General features: G+C 66.8%; 12 protein-coding genes. 6 read left to right on the plus strand and 6 right to left on the minus strand.

The genetic code is table 11. From position 1 onward, the window contains the following. From NS365_RS21460 to NS365_RS21480, 5 genes are all read left to right on the plus strand, one after another. The coding region (locus NS365_RS21460; RefSeq protein ID WP_058602343.1) for an ABC transporter ATP-binding protein at positions 1-909 on the plus strand (909 nt) is incomplete at its 5' end. Positions 910-983: 74 nt separating this feature from the next. Continuing rightward, a complete protein-coding gene (locus NS365_RS21465) occupies positions 984-1,838 on the plus strand; it encodes a carbohydrate ABC transporter permease (protein WP_244498528.1) in 855 nt (284 codons plus the stop codon). Continuing rightward, positions 1,838-2,659: a carbohydrate ABC transporter permease gene (locus NS365_RS21470; RefSeq protein WP_058602345.1), complete on the plus strand. Its 822-nt coding sequence runs from the start codon at positions 1,838-1,840 to the stop codon at positions 2,657-2,659. The genes NS365_RS21465 and NS365_RS21470 overlap by 1 nt, the downstream gene beginning before the upstream one ends. Before the next feature lie 37 nt (positions 2,660-2,696). Further along, entirely contained in the window at positions 2,697-3,992 is a 1,296-nt protein-coding gene (locus NS365_RS21475) for an ABC transporter substrate-binding protein (protein ID WP_058602346.1), read from the plus strand. Positions 3,993-4,058: 66 nt separating this feature from the next. Beyond that, the gene (locus tag NS365_RS21480) at positions 4,059-4,859 is read left to right on the plus strand and encodes a phosphodiesterase (RefSeq protein ID WP_058602347.1); all 801 of its coding nucleotides are present in this window, start codon (positions 4,059-4,061) and stop codon (positions 4,857-4,859) included. A 279-nt stretch (positions 4,860-5,138) separates the two neighbouring features. Here NS365_RS21480 and NS365_RS21485 read toward each other — a convergent pair whose 3' ends face one another. The 5 genes from NS365_RS21485 to NS365_RS21505 all read right to left on the minus strand — a co-directional run bounded on the left by NS365_RS21485 (position 5,139) and on the right by NS365_RS21505 (position 12,664). Beyond that, positions 5,139-7,244: a putative bifunctional diguanylate cyclase/phosphodiesterase gene (locus tag NS365_RS21485; RefSeq protein ID WP_193753503.1), complete on the minus strand. Its 2,106-nt coding sequence runs from the start codon at positions 7,242-7,244 to the stop codon at positions 5,139-5,141. Positions 7,245-7,451: 207 nt separating this feature from the next. Continuing rightward, positions 7,452-8,267 (minus strand): inositol monophosphatase family protein, encoded by an 816-nt coding sequence (locus NS365_RS21490; RefSeq protein WP_082684772.1) that lies wholly within the window; start codon positions 8,265-8,267, stop codon positions 7,452-7,454. Positions 8,268-8,275: 8 nt separating this feature from the next. Next, entirely contained in the window at positions 8,276-9,340 is a 1,065-nt protein-coding gene (locus NS365_RS21495; RefSeq protein ID WP_058602349.1) for an ABC transporter ATP-binding protein, read from the minus strand. After that, positions 9,337-11,577 (minus strand): ABC transporter permease, encoded by a 2,241-nt coding sequence (locus NS365_RS21500; protein WP_058602350.1) that lies wholly within the window; start codon positions 11,575-11,577, stop codon positions 9,337-9,339. Before NS365_RS21500 ends, NS365_RS21495 begins: the two co-directional genes overlap by 4 nt. Positions 11,578-11,638: 61 nt before the next feature. Then, positions 11,639-12,664, minus strand: coding sequence for an ABC transporter substrate-binding protein (locus NS365_RS21505; RefSeq protein WP_058602351.1), 1,026 nt, complete (start codon positions 12,662-12,664; stop codon positions 11,639-11,641). Between the two features lie 131 nt (positions 12,665-12,795). Between NS365_RS21505 and NS365_RS21510 the strand changes: the two genes are divergently transcribed. Next, a complete protein-coding gene (locus NS365_RS21510; protein ID WP_058602352.1) occupies positions 12,796-13,830 on the plus strand; it encodes a LacI family DNA-binding transcriptional regulator in 1,035 nt (344 codons plus the stop codon). A 196-nt stretch (positions 13,831-14,026) separates the two neighbouring features. Here the strand turns inward: NS365_RS21510 and NS365_RS24635 are convergent. Beyond that, positions 14,027-14,256, minus strand: a 230-nt coding sequence (locus NS365_RS24635; protein ID WP_058602353.1) for a hypothetical protein, incomplete at its 5' end; no start/stop codon positions are given.

The raw sequence follows: 14,256 nt of genomic DNA on the forward strand, positions 1-14,256 counted from the left end.
ATGGTGTTCCAGTCCTACGCGCTCTATCCGCATATGAGCGTGCGCCAGAACATCGAAACGCCCCTGCGGATGCGCCGCCTGCCCTTCTGGGCGCGGATGCCCCTGGCGGGGCGGATGGTGCCGGGCCGGGCGCAGACGCTGCGCGAGATCGGGGCGGAGGCTGTGCGCGCCGCCGAGCTTCTGGAAATCGGCCATCTTCTGGATCGCAAGCCCGCGCAATTGTCGGGCGGCCAGCGCCAGCGCGTGGCGCTCGCCCGCGCCCTGGTGCGCTCGCCCGCCGCCTTCCTGATGGACGAGCCCCTGTCCAATCTCGACGCCAAGCTGCGCGCCCATATGCGCGAGGAACTGACGGCCCTGCATCGCCGGCTCGGCGCGACCTTCGTCTATGTCACGCACGATCAGATCGAGGCGATGACCATGTCGAACCGGATCGCGCTCATGTCGGGCGGCCGGATCGAACAGCTCGGCACCCCGGACGAACTCTACGGGCGCCCCGCGACGCTCACCGTCGCGCGCTTCATCGGCACGCCGTCGATCAACCTTCTGCCGGTGCAGATTTCCGCCTCCGGCGAGATTTCGGCGGGAGCCGAACGGTTCGACCTGCGCGCGCCGGCGGGCACGAGCGGGACGGGAACGCTCGGCTTCCGGGCCGAGGATATCGAGCCCGCATCGAGCGGCGTCGCGGCGCGGGTCCTGCGATCCGAAACCCATGGGGCCGATCAGTTCGTGACCTGCCAGCTTCTGGGGGACGAGGCGGTGCGCCTCGTCATGCGGCAGAAGGCCGGCGAGGCCATCGGGGCCGATGCCGACGGGATCGTCTATCTGCGTTTTGCCGAGCGGCGCGCACATCTCTTCGGCAGCGACGGCATGCGCTGCGACATCTCCTGCCGGGAGCGCATGGCGGCATGAGCACGGTCGCTCTCAGCCCAGCCCCCGCGCGCCCCGCCGGAGCGAGCGCGTCCCGCGCAAGCCGGGATCGTCGGATGGCGCGGCGGGGTCTCCTCTTCGCCGCCCCCGCCGGCCTCCTGCTTCTCGCGATCTACCTGATCCCGATGGTGGTTCTGGCCGGCTTCTCGGTGACGGACTACCGGCTCGGGGCGCTCTCGACGCATTTCGTCGGGCTCGCCAACTTCACCAAGGCCCTGCATGACGCGGTGTTTCTGCGCGCCGTCGCCAACACGCTGGTCTATGCGCTGATCGTGATCCCGTTCGGCGTGTTTCTGGCGCTGGGCATCGCGCTTCTGGTGCATGGGCGCAAGCGCAGCCGCGCCTTCTGGGAGGCGGCCTATTTCCTGCCCGTCACCGCGACCCTGGTCGCCATGGCGACGGTCTGGCAATTTCTGCTGCATCCTTCGCTCGGGCCCGTCAACGCCGCCATCAAGGCGCTGGGCTTCGAGCCGGTGGCGTTTCTCTCCAACCCCGCGCTTCTGATCCCGACCATGGCGCTGATCGGCATCTGGCAGATCCTCGGCTTCAACATGGTGCTGTTTCTGGCCGGGCTCACCGCCATTCCGCAGGATCTCTACGAGGCCGCGCGGCTCGACGGGGCGAAGAGCCCGGTGGATCGCTTCTTCACCGTGACCTGGCCGATGCTGGGGCCGACCACCCTGTTCGTGGTGGTGACGACCTCGATCTCCGCCTTCAAGGTGTTCGAGACCGTGGCGGTGCTGACCAAAGGCCGGTCGGGTTCGGAGACGCTGCTCTACGCGCTCTATCTCGAAGGGTTCGAATATTCGAACACGGGCTATGCCGCCGCGCTGACGCTGGTCTTCCTCCTCTTCGTCCTGATCCTCTCGGTCGGTCAGACCCTCTATCTGGACCGGAAGGTGCATTACTGATGCTTCGCCTTCGCTCCACCGCGCCGCATGCCGTTCTCGCGCTCGGCGCCTTCGTCATGCTGCTTCCCTTCTACTGGATGGCACTGACCTCGATCCGCTCGCCCGCCGAGATCTTCGACGTCTCGCTCTGGCCGATCCCCGAGCATTTCGACGCCGCCGACAATTACGCCCGCGCGATCGGGCAGGTGCCGATGGCCCGCTTCATGCTGAACGGCGTGATCGTGTGTTTCGGCATTCTGGCGGTGCAGGTGCTGACCGCCGTGCCCATGGCCTATGCGCTGGCCAAGCTCCGCTTTCCCGGCCGCAAGCTCTTGCTGACGCTGATCATTGCGGCGCTCTGCGTGCCCATGCAGGCGCTGGCCTTGCCGCTCTTCGTCGGGCTCGCCAAGGCCCAGCTTCTGAACACCTATTTCGCGATGATGGCGCCCTTCTTCCTGTCGGTCTTCGCCGTCTTCCTGTTCCACCAGTCCTTTCGCTCCTATCCCGACGAGATCATCGAGGCGGCGCGGATCGACGGGTTTTCCGAATGGGAGATCTGCTGGGGGCTGGTGCTGCGCGGCTCGCTGCCCTCGCTTGCCGCCTTCGCCGTGTTCTCGCTCGTGGCGCACTGGAACGATCTCTACTGGCCGATGATCGTGGTGTCGGACACCAACCTCGCGCCGCCCCCGCTCGGAATGCTGTTCTTTTCCGACGTGGAATCGGGCGCGAACTACGGCGCGCTCATGGCGGGCGCGGCCATCATCACCGCACCGATGGTCCTCTGCTTCCTTCTCGCCCGCAGGCACTTCATCGCGGGCATCACCATGACCGGCGTCAAGTAACGCCGCCGGCCCAACACCGTATCAACTGGAGTTCATCATGATCACGACACGACGGACCGCCCTTGGCGGCCTGGCGGCCGCGCTGACCCTTTTTTCGGCGGGACTCCCCGCGTTCGCGGAAGGTAAGGTCACGCTCAACGTCCTCTACAACCTGCCGGGCTTCACGAAATTCCATCAGCCGCTGGCCGATCAGTTCATGAAGGCCCATCCCGACGTGACGATCAACTTCCTCGCGCCGGCCGCCGGCTATAACGAGGGGCAGCAGCAGGTTCTGCGCGCCGCCGTCACCGGCAATCTGCCCGATGTCTATTTCTCCGGCTACAATCTGACCGGCGAACTCGTGCACACGCTGAAGCCGCGCGGCCAGATCACCGATCTCGGCCCCTTCATCCAGAAGGAAGGCGGCCAAGCCTTCATGGATAAGAACTACAGCCCGAAAATGGCCGCGCTCGGCCAGGTGGACGGCGAGCAATACGGCCTGCCGGTCAACGCTTCCTCGCCCATCATCTACATCAACGCCGATCTCGTGAAGAAGGCCGGCGGCGACCCCGAGAACATGCCAAAGACCTTTGCCGGTCTCATCGAACTCGCCGCCAAGATTCATGCGCTCGATCCCAAGATCGCCGGCATGGGCTATGACATCAACGGCTGGCCGGACGACTGGCTGTGGCAGGCGCTGATCCTGGAGCAGGGCGGCAAGGTCGTGGACACGGCAGCCAAGACGGTCGGCTTCGACAACGAGATCGGCCTCAACGCCCTGAAGCTGACGCGCCGCTTCGTCACCGAGGGCGGCCAGACCCTGCTCGACTGGGACCAGTCGCGCCAGCAGTTCGGCGCGGGCCTCACCGGCTTCATCTTCTCGACACCCGCCCATGTCCAGACCATCGAAGGGCTGGTGGGCGATCGCTTCGCGCTGAAGACCGCGACCTTCCCGCTCGACAACGCCGAAAAGGGCGGGGTTCCCACGGGCGGCAATTCGGCCGTGATCCTGACGCAGGACAAGGCCAAGCAGGACGCGGCCTGGGACTACTTGAAGTGGATCACCGGGCCGGAGGCGCAGAACCAGATCGTGCGCATCACCGGCTATCTGCCCACCAACAAGCTCGCCACCGGGCCGGACTATCTCGCCCCCTATTATGCCGAGCATCCGAACGTGAAGACCGCCTCGCTTCAGGCCGACCGCTCGCTGCCGTGGGCCGGCTATCCCGGCGGCGATTCCGTGCGCATCTGGCGCACCCAGCGCGACATCATCGGCACGGTGATGCGCGGCGAGGTGACGCCCGAGGCCGGGCTCAAGCAGATCGTCGAGCAGACCAACGCCTTGATGAAGTAACGGCACCAGCGGCCGCGAGGGCAAAGCCCTCGCGGCGTCTTCTTATACCGCAGGACATCTCAAGCGATGAAGATCATTCAAATCACCGACACGCATCTCATGCCGTCCGGCGTGGTGGTGAACGGCGTCGATCCCGAACAGCAGCTGCGCGCCGCCGTGGCCGATATCGTGGAGCGCCATGCCGACGCCGATCTCCTCGTCATGACGGGGGATCTGGGCAATCACGGCGACCCACAGGCTTACGCCCTTCTTCGCGAGATTCTGGCGCCCGTTCCGTTCCCCATGCGCCTCCTTCTCGGCAATCACGACGACCGGCCGAACTTCATCGCGGCCTTCCCCGAGCAGCCGCTGGACATGAACGGTTATGTCCAGTCGCATCTCGACACGCCCTTCGGCCGCCTCCTGTTTCTGGACAGCCACGAGGCCGGCGTGATCGGCGGTATCTACGGGGATGATCGTCTGGCCTGGCTTTCGTCCACGCTGGCCGAGGGCGGCGACCAGCCCGTCACCGTCTTCGTCCACCATCCGCCGATCGAGGTCGGCATCGCGCATTTCGACGCGATCGGGATGCATGACGAGGGGGCGGTGATGCGGGTGCTCGACCAGCATCCCGCCGGCATCCGCCATATCGTCTTCGGGCATATCCATGTGCCGCTGGCCGGCACGAGCGCGGAGGGCATCGCCTATAGTTCGGGACAGGCCTGCGCGCATCGCTTCATCACCGATCTCGACCGGCCCGATCTCTGGTGGACCGGCGGCCATCCCTCGTATCGCATCATCAAGCTGGATGCTCTCGGCTTCCGGGCCTATGCCGCGCAGGTGGGCGAGGTGCCGACCGTGAAAGCCACGATCTGCGCCGGCCCCTGAGAGCCAGCCACAGGGCGACCTCGCAGGCGAGGGGCGGCCTGCGCGGGACCCGACCCATGGCCGCTTGGCTTCGGCGGGAGGCACCCAGCCATCCACCACCCCAAGGGCCGCCTCAGCCGTTCACGGGGACAAGGTGGATGGTCGCGGCTGACACGTCGTCCTTGATCCGGTCGCGCCCGCTTCGCTCGGCATCCCATGAGTATGAGGCGAAGGGCTGTCGCCCCTACCATGCCGCGGGCACCGCGCCCGCACGCCCAGCCAAAGGTCAGCGGGCCTGCGTCATCTTCCGCAAGGATCGGGATTTTCGCCCGCGCTCGCAGGCTCCGCCTTGCGCCTGCTCATGAGATCGCGGATCGCGCTCGCCTCCATCGGGCGGCCGGTGTGCCAGCCCTGCGCCTGCGCCCAGCCATTGGCGCGCAGCCAGTCGAGCTGTTCGGCCGTCTCCACGCCCTCGGCGGTGGTGGTCATCGCCATCGCCCGGCCCATCTCGCCGGCGGCCCGGATGATGGCCTCGGATTGCGGCGAGCCCCCGATATCGCCGACGAAGCAGCGGTCGAGCTTGAGCTTGTCGAAGGGGAACGAGCGCAGATAGGACAGCGAGGAAAAGCCGGTTCCGAAATCGTCGAGCGCGATCCGCACGCCCGCCTCGCGCAGGGCGTGCAGCACGGCAATGTTGCGCTCGCTATCGTTCAGGAGCACGGACTCGGTGATTTCGAGTTCCAGCCGCGACGGCGCGATGCCGGCGTTCGAGAGCGCGTAGAGAACGCGCTCAGGAAGGGTTTCGTCGCGGATCTGGACGGGCGAGATGTTGACGGCGATCGTCCGGTCGTCGGGCCAAAGCGCGGCCTGCATACAGGCTTGCCGCAGAATCCAGTCGCCCATCTCGACGATCAGGCCCGTATCCTCGGCGAGCGGAATGAACTCGCCCGGCGAGATTTCGCCCAGCGTCGGATGGCGCCAGCGCACCAGCGCTTCGGCGCCCGCGATCCGCCCGGAGGCGATGTCGAGAAGCGGCTGGTAGACGAGGCGCAGTTCGCCGAGCACCAGCGCCACATCGAGATCGACCTTCATCGTCTGCCGGGCCTGCAGGCGCTCGGCCATGCCGTCATCGAAGGCGCGGATCGCCCCGCGTCCGTCTTCCTTGGCGCGGTAGAGCGCGATGTCGGCCGCCTTGAACAGGTCGTTGGACGAGGTGTCGGCTGGCGAGGACTTGGCGGTCCCGATGCTGGCGGCCAGCTTGATCGCGATGCCGTCCACGAAGAAGCACTCGGTGAAGCTCTCCATCAGGCGCTCGGCCAGGGCCTCGACGCTGCGCCCATCGGCGCTCGGGCGATGGATCACGGCGAACTCGTCTCCGCCCAGGCGCGCGAGAACGTCCCTCTTGCCGATCGCCGACTGGAACCGGAGCGCCACTTTTCTCAGGAGCCTGTCACCCACCGGGTGGCCCAGCGTGTCGTTCACCTCCTTGAAGAGGTCGAGGTCGAGAAGGAGTACGCTGGTGTCGCGCTCGGCCCGGTGCTCGAACGCCTCCTCCAGCGCCTTGTTGAAGAGGGCACGGTTGGCAAGGCCCGTCAGCTCGTCCCGATGCGCCTGTTCGATGAGCGCGTCGCTGGCGCGCTTGACCTCGGTGATGTCGCGAAAGAACACCGCGAGCCCATCGCTCGTGGGACAGACGTTGAGGTCGAGCCACCCGTCGCTATCGATCATCCCCGCTTCGAACCGAACGGGTCTGCCGGTTGCCAAGGCTTGTCGGTAGTGGATTTCGTAGTCGCTTCCGAGATAGTCTGGATAGATATCCCACAGGACATCCCCGATCTTCCCTTGACGCCGATCGTGTATGAACCGTGTGGCTTGCGCGTTCATGAAGGTGATGCGCCAGTCCCGATCCATGACCACGACATGATCGGTCGTGCTTTCCAGCACGCGGAGCGCGAAGGCTTCGCTCTGCTTCGACGCCTCTTCGGCGACCCTCCTGTCGTGAGCGTCCTCCAGCGTACCGTACCAGCGAATGATCGATCCGTCTTCCGCCTTGCGTGGTACGGCGCGGACATGGAACCAGCGCAGATCGCCGTTGCGCATGATGAGCCGAAATTCGGCCTGCGCGTCCTCACCGGTCGAAAGCGCCTGCTGCCAGATCTCCTTCAGGGGTTCGATATCTTCGGAATGGACGGCAGCGACCCATCCGTTCCCCAGGCTGTCCTCGAGGCTCAGCCCGGTCAGCACTGTCCAGAGCGGCGGAAGTTCCATGAGGTCGCCGTTCGGCGCCGCCATCCAGGGAATTCGATTGCTGAGTTCACAGGCGTAGCGGTGGCGGATGTCCTGTTCGCGGATCTGGTCTTGCAGGGCCGCGATGATCCGATCCTGAACGGCGATCCGTTCTGCCACCCTTTCGGCGGGTGGCGAGTCAATTTCGCATTCGCCCAAGGGGATCCGCTGATGCATATCGATCACTGGGCTCCCCCCTCAGCACTGCCAACATTACGCGCCGATGATAGGTGAAGTCACTTAAAGATTGTGTTGCGGGGCCAACGAAACCATTCGCTTGTGCGATGTGCGGGAGAACGAGCGCGCAGCCGGACGCGCCGCTCCCCTTCAGGCGGGCTTCGCCCCGATGATCCGCAGGAGATCGGCCCGTGTGCCGGGGCAGCCCGCGACGACGGGACCGCCATCCATCAGGCCGCTCCACTCGGCGGGATCGACGATCCAGCCGCCCGCTTCTTCCACCAGAAGAAAGCCGGCATAGCAGTCCCAGGCGTTCATATGCGGCTCCCAATAAGCCGCCAGACGCCCGGCCGCGACATAGGCCAGCATCAAGGCGCCCGAGCCGTTGCGGATGAACATGCCGCCTTCGGTGAGAAGCTGCTCCACCACGCGCGAGACGGTGGCGGCGGGCACGCGGTGGTTGGCGCCGAGCCCCAGAATGCCGGTCTGGAGCGTCGCGCTCTCCGACACGCGGATCGGCTGGCCGTTCATCGTCGCGCCCGCCCCGCGCCGGGCGGAATACAGCTCGTCCGTCGTCGGCGCGTAGATCACGCCCGCCACGATCCGCTCGCCCTGCATCAGGGCGATGGACACACACCAGGCCGGAATGCCGAACACGAAAGGGCTCGTGCCGTCGATCGGGTCCATCACCCAGCGAAAGCCCGACCGGCCCTCCTGAAGCCCGTATTCCTCGCCGAGCAGGCCGTCCTCGGGGAAGCTCGCCGCGATGCGCTCGCGCAGCAAGGTCTCCACCTCCTTGTCGGCGATGGAGACGACATCCTGCCCGTTCATCTTCTGGTCGACCGTCAGGCGCGAGCGGTCGCGGAAATAGGATAGCGCGACGCGTCCGCCCTCCCGCGCGATGGCTTCGGCCAGCGTCTGGCGCGCGCGGATGGCGTGGTCGGTGGTTTCGTTCATGTCGGTCATGATCTCTCTCAAGCCGGGATCAAGGCGACGCCCCGCTCGTGCAGGCCGATGCCGATGGCGCTGGAAACCGGGCGCACGGTCTCGATGGCGGTATCCACCACGAAAAGGCGGCCGAGCGCGGTTTCCACCTCGTATTCGATGTGATCGCCCAGATACGCCGCGCTGGCGACGCGACCGTCCAGCCGGTCGGGCCGGGGATCGCCCAGCGTGATGGCGTTCGGGCGGATCGCGAGCTGGGCCGCGCCTTCGCGCGCCGTCGCCGCGCGGATCGGATGGCGCAGCCCGCCGAGCCGGGCCTCTAGCCCGCCATCGCCCGCGCGCGCGACCTCGCAGGGCACGACATTGGCCTCGCCGATGAAGTCGGCAATGAAGGAGGAGGCGGGCGTCTCGTACAATTCGCGCGGCGAGCCGGCCTGCGCGATCTCGCCGCTCTTCATCACCACGATCCGGTCGGACACGGCCAGCGCCTCCTCCTGATCGTGCGTGACATAGACGGCGGTGAAGCCGAGGCGCTGCTGCAATTCGCGGATTTCGGTGCGCACATGGCGGCGCAGCCGCGCGTCGAGATTGGACAGCGGCTCGTCCAAAAGCAGAACCTGCGGCTCCAGGACGAGGGCCCGCGCGACCGCGACGCGCTGCTGCTGGCCGCCCGACAATTCGCTCGGCAGGCGTTCGGCGAAGCCTTCGAGGCCGACCAGCGCCAGCCCATCTTTTGCCCGCTCCAGCGCCTCGCGCTTGGAGCTTCCGCCCGAGCGCAGCCCATAGGCGACGTTCTCGCCGACGCTCATATGCGGGAACAGCGCGTAGGACTGGAACACCATCGAAACGTCGCGCTCGTTGGCGGGCAGGTTGGTCACGTCCCGCCCGCCGATCAGGATGCGCCCGGCGGTGGGCTGTTCGAGCCCGGCCAGCATCCGCAGGGTCGTGGTCTTGCCGCAGCCGGACGGCCCCAGCAGCGTCACCAGCGTTCCCGGCTCGATGTCGAAGGAGAGCGAGCGGATGGCGAGGACGGCGCCGAAGCGCTTTTCGACGGCTTCGAAACGGACGGAGCCCTTGGCGGCGGTCTGGGTCATGCGACCTTCTCCTGCGAAAGCGTGGCGGCAGTCGTGGGGGCTGCGGCGGCGGGCGCGGTGTTGCGCGTTTCGCGCCGCAAGGTGCGTTTGCCGACGAGGAGCTGGAACAGGCCGATGACGACGACCATCACCGCGATCAGCATGGTGGAATAGGCGATGGCGACGCCGTATTCGCCGTTCTCCGTCAGCCCGACGATATAGGAGGTCGCCATATTGTACTGCGCGCTGACCAGGAAGATCACGGCGCTGATCGAGGTGATCGAGCGCACGAAGGAATAGACCAGCGCGGCAACGATGGCGGGCTTCAGGAGCGGCAGCACGACGCGGCGCAGCGTGGTGAAGGAATTGGCTCCCAGCGTCAGCGAGGCCTCGTCGAGGCTCCGGTCGAGCTGGCTCATGGCCGCGATGCCGCCGCGCACGCCCACCGGCATGTTGCGGAACACGAAGCAGACCACGAGGATCATCGCCGTGCCCGTCATCTCGATGGGCGGCAGGTTGAAGGCGAGCACATAGGACACGCCGATCACCGTGCCGGGAATGGCGAAGGAAAGCATCAGCACGAATTCCAGCATCTCCCGGCCCGCAAAGCGCTGGCGCACCAGGAGATAGGCCGACAGGAGGCCGACCAGGGCGGTGAGCGGGGCGGCGATCAGCGCGATCTCCATCGTCGTCCAGAACGAGTTCCAGGCAACGCCCGTCCAGCGCAACCCGCTTTCGCCCGAGGCGACCGAGAAGGCCTTGGCGTAGTGGTCGAGCGTCAGCGTGTTGTCGAGGCCGAGGGTGCGCACGAAACTTCCGAAGACGATCATGGCATAGACGGTGAGCGTGAAGACGACCCAGATCGAAACCGCGCCGACGACGATGGCGCGCAGCTTGGGGTCGAGCGGCACATGGCGGCCGGAATCGCCCTTGCCGGTGACGGTCGTATAGGAGCGCCCGCGCAGCCAGACGCGCTGGAGGAAGAAGGCCGAGAGCGTGAAGGCCAGCAGTACGAGAGCGAGAACGGCCGCGCGGGCCGGGTCGTTCTGCGCGCCGACGACGGCGAAGAAGATTTCGGTCGAAAGGACGCCATGGCTGCCGCCGAGCACCAGCGGATTGCCGAAATCGGCCATGCTTTCGATGAAGCCCACCAGAAAGGCATTGGCAAGGCCGGGGCGCATGAGCGGGAAGGTGACGGTCCAGAAGGTGCGCCAGCGGTTGGCGCGCATGGTCTGCGCGGCCTCCTCCATAGCGGGGCTGATGCCTTCCATGACGCCGATCAGCACCATGAAGGCGATCGGCGTGAAGCTCAGCATCTGCGCGATCCAGATGCCGGGCAGGCCATAGAGCCAGCGCCCGCCATCGAGGCCCGTCAGCGTCAGAATGGTCTGCGTGACGACGCCCGAGCGCCCGAAGAGAAGGATCAGCGCGAGGCCGATCACGAAGGGCGGCGTGATGATCGGCAGGATCGTCAGAAGGCGCAGGAGGCGCTTGAAGGGAAAGCCGGTGCGCGTGGCCACCAGCGCGAAGGCAAGGCCGAGGATCGTCGTGCCGAGGCCCGTGCAGATGGCGAGCGTTACGGTGCGCCAGGCGAGGCCGCAATTGCCCGAGCCCGTCAGGCAGCCGAGCGACCAGATCGAGGGGTCCTGGATATTGGTGAGGAAGCTGGTGGCGTCGAACGAGCCGTCGAGCGCCTGGAACGCGCCGGCAAAGAGGCTCGCCAGCGGATAAAGAACGAAGGCCGTGACCAGCGCGACGACAAGCGCGATGGCCGACAGAACGAAGGCATCGCCCCGCAGGCGGCCGCGCTCGGCGAGGCCAAAGGACAGAAACAGAAGAAAGGCCAGGGCGAGGGCGAAAGCGCCGAGGCCGAAGGGCGGCTGGCCGTCCTCCAGCGGGCCGAAGAGGGATTCCCAGCCGCTCCAGTTCCAGCCGCCATAGCCGATTGCCAGCCCTTCCGCGACGAGACAGGCGAGGCCGATGCCGCCGACAGCGGCCAGCCACCGCCCGCGCCGCTCTCCTGGCGGCGTGAAGCGCAGGGCGAGCGCGGCCGCGATGGCAAGCGCCAAGGGCACGAGCCAGAGCGCGGAGCGCACTCCGATCTGCACCAGAGCGGGCGCGGCTTCGCGCGCGAGCGGCCAGGAGGCGACCCAGCCCCCGTTCCAGATGCCGCCCTCCAGCCCGTACCAGGGCAGGAGCGCGAAGGCGACGAGGGCGAGCAGCAGCGCGCCGTCGAGCCGGCGAACACGCGAATCCATCGGCAAGTCCTCCCGTTGACTGAGACAGGCGGGCGCTCATCCAGCGCCCGCCGACGTCGGATCAGTTGGCGGAGGCGCCGATCTCGCGGTCCCAGCGCTCCAGAAGCGCCTTGCGGGTCTCGGCATTGCCGTATTTGGCGAAGTCGTAGTCGATCAGCTTGATCTCGCCGAGCTTGGGCGCTTCGGGCGGCACGGTGGCGCTCGTGTTGGAGGGCAGCTGGAAGCTGTCGGCCTCGGCGGCCTTGGACTGCACCTCGGCCGAAAGCGCCCAGTCGTAGAAGATCTTGGCGTTCTCGAGATTCTTGGCGCCCTTGACGATCGACATGGAGCCGACCTCGAAGCCCGTGCCCTCACACGGGGCGACGGTTTTGACCGGGAAGCCCTGCTTGGTCATCGCCACCGCGTCATGCATGAAGACGATGCCGATGCCGGTCTCGCCGCGCGCCGCCGCCTTGACCGGGGCCGAGCCGGACTTGGTGTATTGCGTGACATTGGCGTTGAGCGCCTTCTGATAGGCGAAGGCTTGGTCCTCGCCCATCAGCTGCACCAGCGTCGCGAGCGCGGTATAGGCGGTGCCCGACGAGTTCGGATTGGCGATCTGGATTTCGCCCTTGTATTTCGCGTCCGTCAGGTCCTTCCAGCAGGCCGGGGCGTCCAGCCCCTTCTTGGCGAGGATCTCGGTGTTGTAGCCCCAGCCGAGCGCGCCGGAATAGATGCCGACCGTGCGATAGCCCGACACTTCGGCCTGTTTCTGCGCCCAGGGCTGAAGCTGCTCCAGCATGGGGGATTTATACTCCGCCGTCAGCTTATCGTCGGCGGCCTGAAGATGCGGGTCGCCCGTGCCCGCCCACCAGAGATCGGTCTTGGGGTTGCGCGCTTCGGCGCGAAGCCGGGCATAGGCCTCGCCCGAACTCATGCGCACCATGTTGACGTCGATGTCGTGATCGGCCTCGAACAGGCGCTCCATCAGCTCGCACCATTTCACGTCGGCGGCGCAGATCAGGTTCAGCGTCCCGGCTGCCTGAGCGGGAAGGGGAGCGGAGGCCGCTCCCACGAGCATGGCGGCGATGAGAAGTTTGGTGCGCATTGTCGAGCCTCCCAGCATCGTTGGTACTTTGCACTCCTGTGCAAGCTCGACGTTTCGATCCGGATTGTCAACCTTTCTGAGTTCTGCCATCGTCGCCTCTGTTGACGTTGCACGGCCTTGCAGACAGAGCGATGACGAAAAACAAGGGATACGAGGAGGCGGTGCGTCCGGTCGCCTTTGCCAGCGCACAGGAAGTGGCGCGGCTGGCGGGCGTCTCGCGCTCGGCGGTGTCGCGCGCCTTCACGCCGGGCGCCAGCATCTCGCCCGACACGCGCGCCAAGGTCGAGGCCGCCGCAGCCGAGCTGGGCTACCATGTCAACCATCTGGCGCGCGGGCTGATGCGCCAGCAGACGGGGATCGTCTGCCTGGTCGTCGCCGACATCCACACGCCCTATCTGTCGAGCCTGATCGAAACCCTGTCGCGTGTCCTGCAGGAGGCCGGCAAGGTCGTCATGGTGCTGAACGCGGGGCGCGCCTCCGGGCGGGTGGACGAGGCACTGCGCCAGACGCTCAACTACCGCGCCGACGCGACCCTGGTTCTGTCGGGCACGCCCTATCGTTCGATCGCGCAAAGTTGCCTCGACAGCGGCCAGCGCCTGATCCTTCTCAATCGCGACGACCACTTGCCCGGCACGGTCAACCTCTCGGTGGACAATGCGCGCGCCGCCCGCACGGCCGCCAACCTGTTTCTGCGCGCGGGTTATCGGCGCCTCGCCCTCGTCACCTCGGGGATCGGAACCCCCAGTCTCACGGCCCGGCGGGACTGTTTCCTCGCCACCGCGCGCGAGGCGGGCCGGCAGGTCGCCGTGTGGGAGGGCGGGGCCACGGCTTATGAAAGCGGCCTTCAGGGGGGAACCGAGCTGTTCGCTTCCGACGATCCGCCCGACGCCGTCTTTGCCGTGACCGATCTTCTGGCCTGCGGCGTTCTGGACGCCGCGCGCCATCGCTTCGGACGCAGCGTGCCGGGGGAGGTCGGCGTGATCGGGTTCGACGATATCGAGCAGGCGGGCTGGGCCTCCTACGATCTCACGACCTTCGCGCAGCCCGTGTCCGACATCAGCCAATGGATGGTGCGCATCGTCGCGGGCGGCATTGTGGACGAGCCGGCGGATCGGGTGTTCGAGGCCCCGCTCGTCTGGCGCTCGTCGGTGGCGCGACAATTGTAATCTCTTTGGCGATCGGCGCTCTTCGCGGGCGGGGCGAACGAGCCTTCAGACCGGTCGGGACGTGCGGGTGCGTAAGGCTCCGCCGTGTTGCTCAGCCCGCTTCCTCGACTGCCGGAGTGTCCAAGGATGGGCTCGGCGGCCGGAGGCGGGGTCGTCGGAGCCTCCGCCCCGTCCACGCCTCCGGCCGATGGCCGCCTTACGCGCTCATCCGGTCGAACGCGTCATCCAGATCGAGGCTCATCCCCGGCTTCTTCGCCGGCGACGCGGCGGGGGCCTTGGCCGCGTGCTGGTGTCCGAACTCGTTCACCCGCTCCTGCAAGGCACGCACGGCCTGCTGGCGATCCGGCTTCTGAAGCTGCCGACGAACAACGCTGTGTAGATCTAGCTGGTCGCCGGAGCCTGACAAAAAAAACACACACAGCATCA

The sequence above is a fragment of the Aureimonas ureilytica genome, assembly GCF_001475935.1.
Classification (GTDB): Bacteria; Pseudomonadota; Alphaproteobacteria; order Rhizobiales; family Rhizobiaceae; genus Aureimonas; species Aureimonas ureilytica_A.

Excerpts from the sequence above, each read along its gene's own strand:
- NS365_RS21465 (WP_244498528.1), top strand. The coding sequence starts at position 984 with ATGGCGCGGCGGGGTCTCCTCTTCGCCGCCCCCGCCGGCCTCCTGCTT.
- NS365_RS21470 (WP_058602345.1), top strand. The coding sequence starts at position 1,838 with ATGCTTCGCCTTCGCTCCACCGCGCCGCATGCCGTTCTCGCGCTCGGC.
- NS365_RS21475 (WP_058602346.1), top strand. The coding sequence starts at position 2,697 with ATGATCACGACACGACGGACCGCCCTTGGCGGCCTGGCGGCCGCGCTG.
- NS365_RS21480 (WP_058602347.1), top strand. The coding sequence starts at position 4,059 with ATGAAGATCATTCAAATCACCGACACGCATCTCATGCCGTCCGGCGTG.
- NS365_RS21490 (WP_082684772.1), bottom strand. The coding sequence starts at position 8,267 with ATGACCGACATGAACGAAACCACCGACCACGCCATCCGCGCGCGCCAG.
- NS365_RS21495 (WP_058602349.1), bottom strand. The coding sequence starts at position 9,340 with ATGACCCAGACCGCCGCCAAGGGCTCCGTCCGTTTCGAAGCCGTCGAA.
- NS365_RS21500 (WP_058602350.1), bottom strand. The coding sequence starts at position 11,577 with ATGGATTCGCGTGTTCGCCGGCTCGACGGCGCGCTGCTGCTCGCCCTC.
- NS365_RS21505 (WP_058602351.1), bottom strand. The coding sequence starts at position 12,664 with ATGCGCACCAAACTTCTCATCGCCGCCATGCTCGTGGGAGCGGCCTCC.
- NS365_RS21510 (WP_058602352.1), top strand. The coding sequence starts at position 12,796 with ATGACGAAAAACAAGGGATACGAGGAGGCGGTGCGTCCGGTCGCCTTT.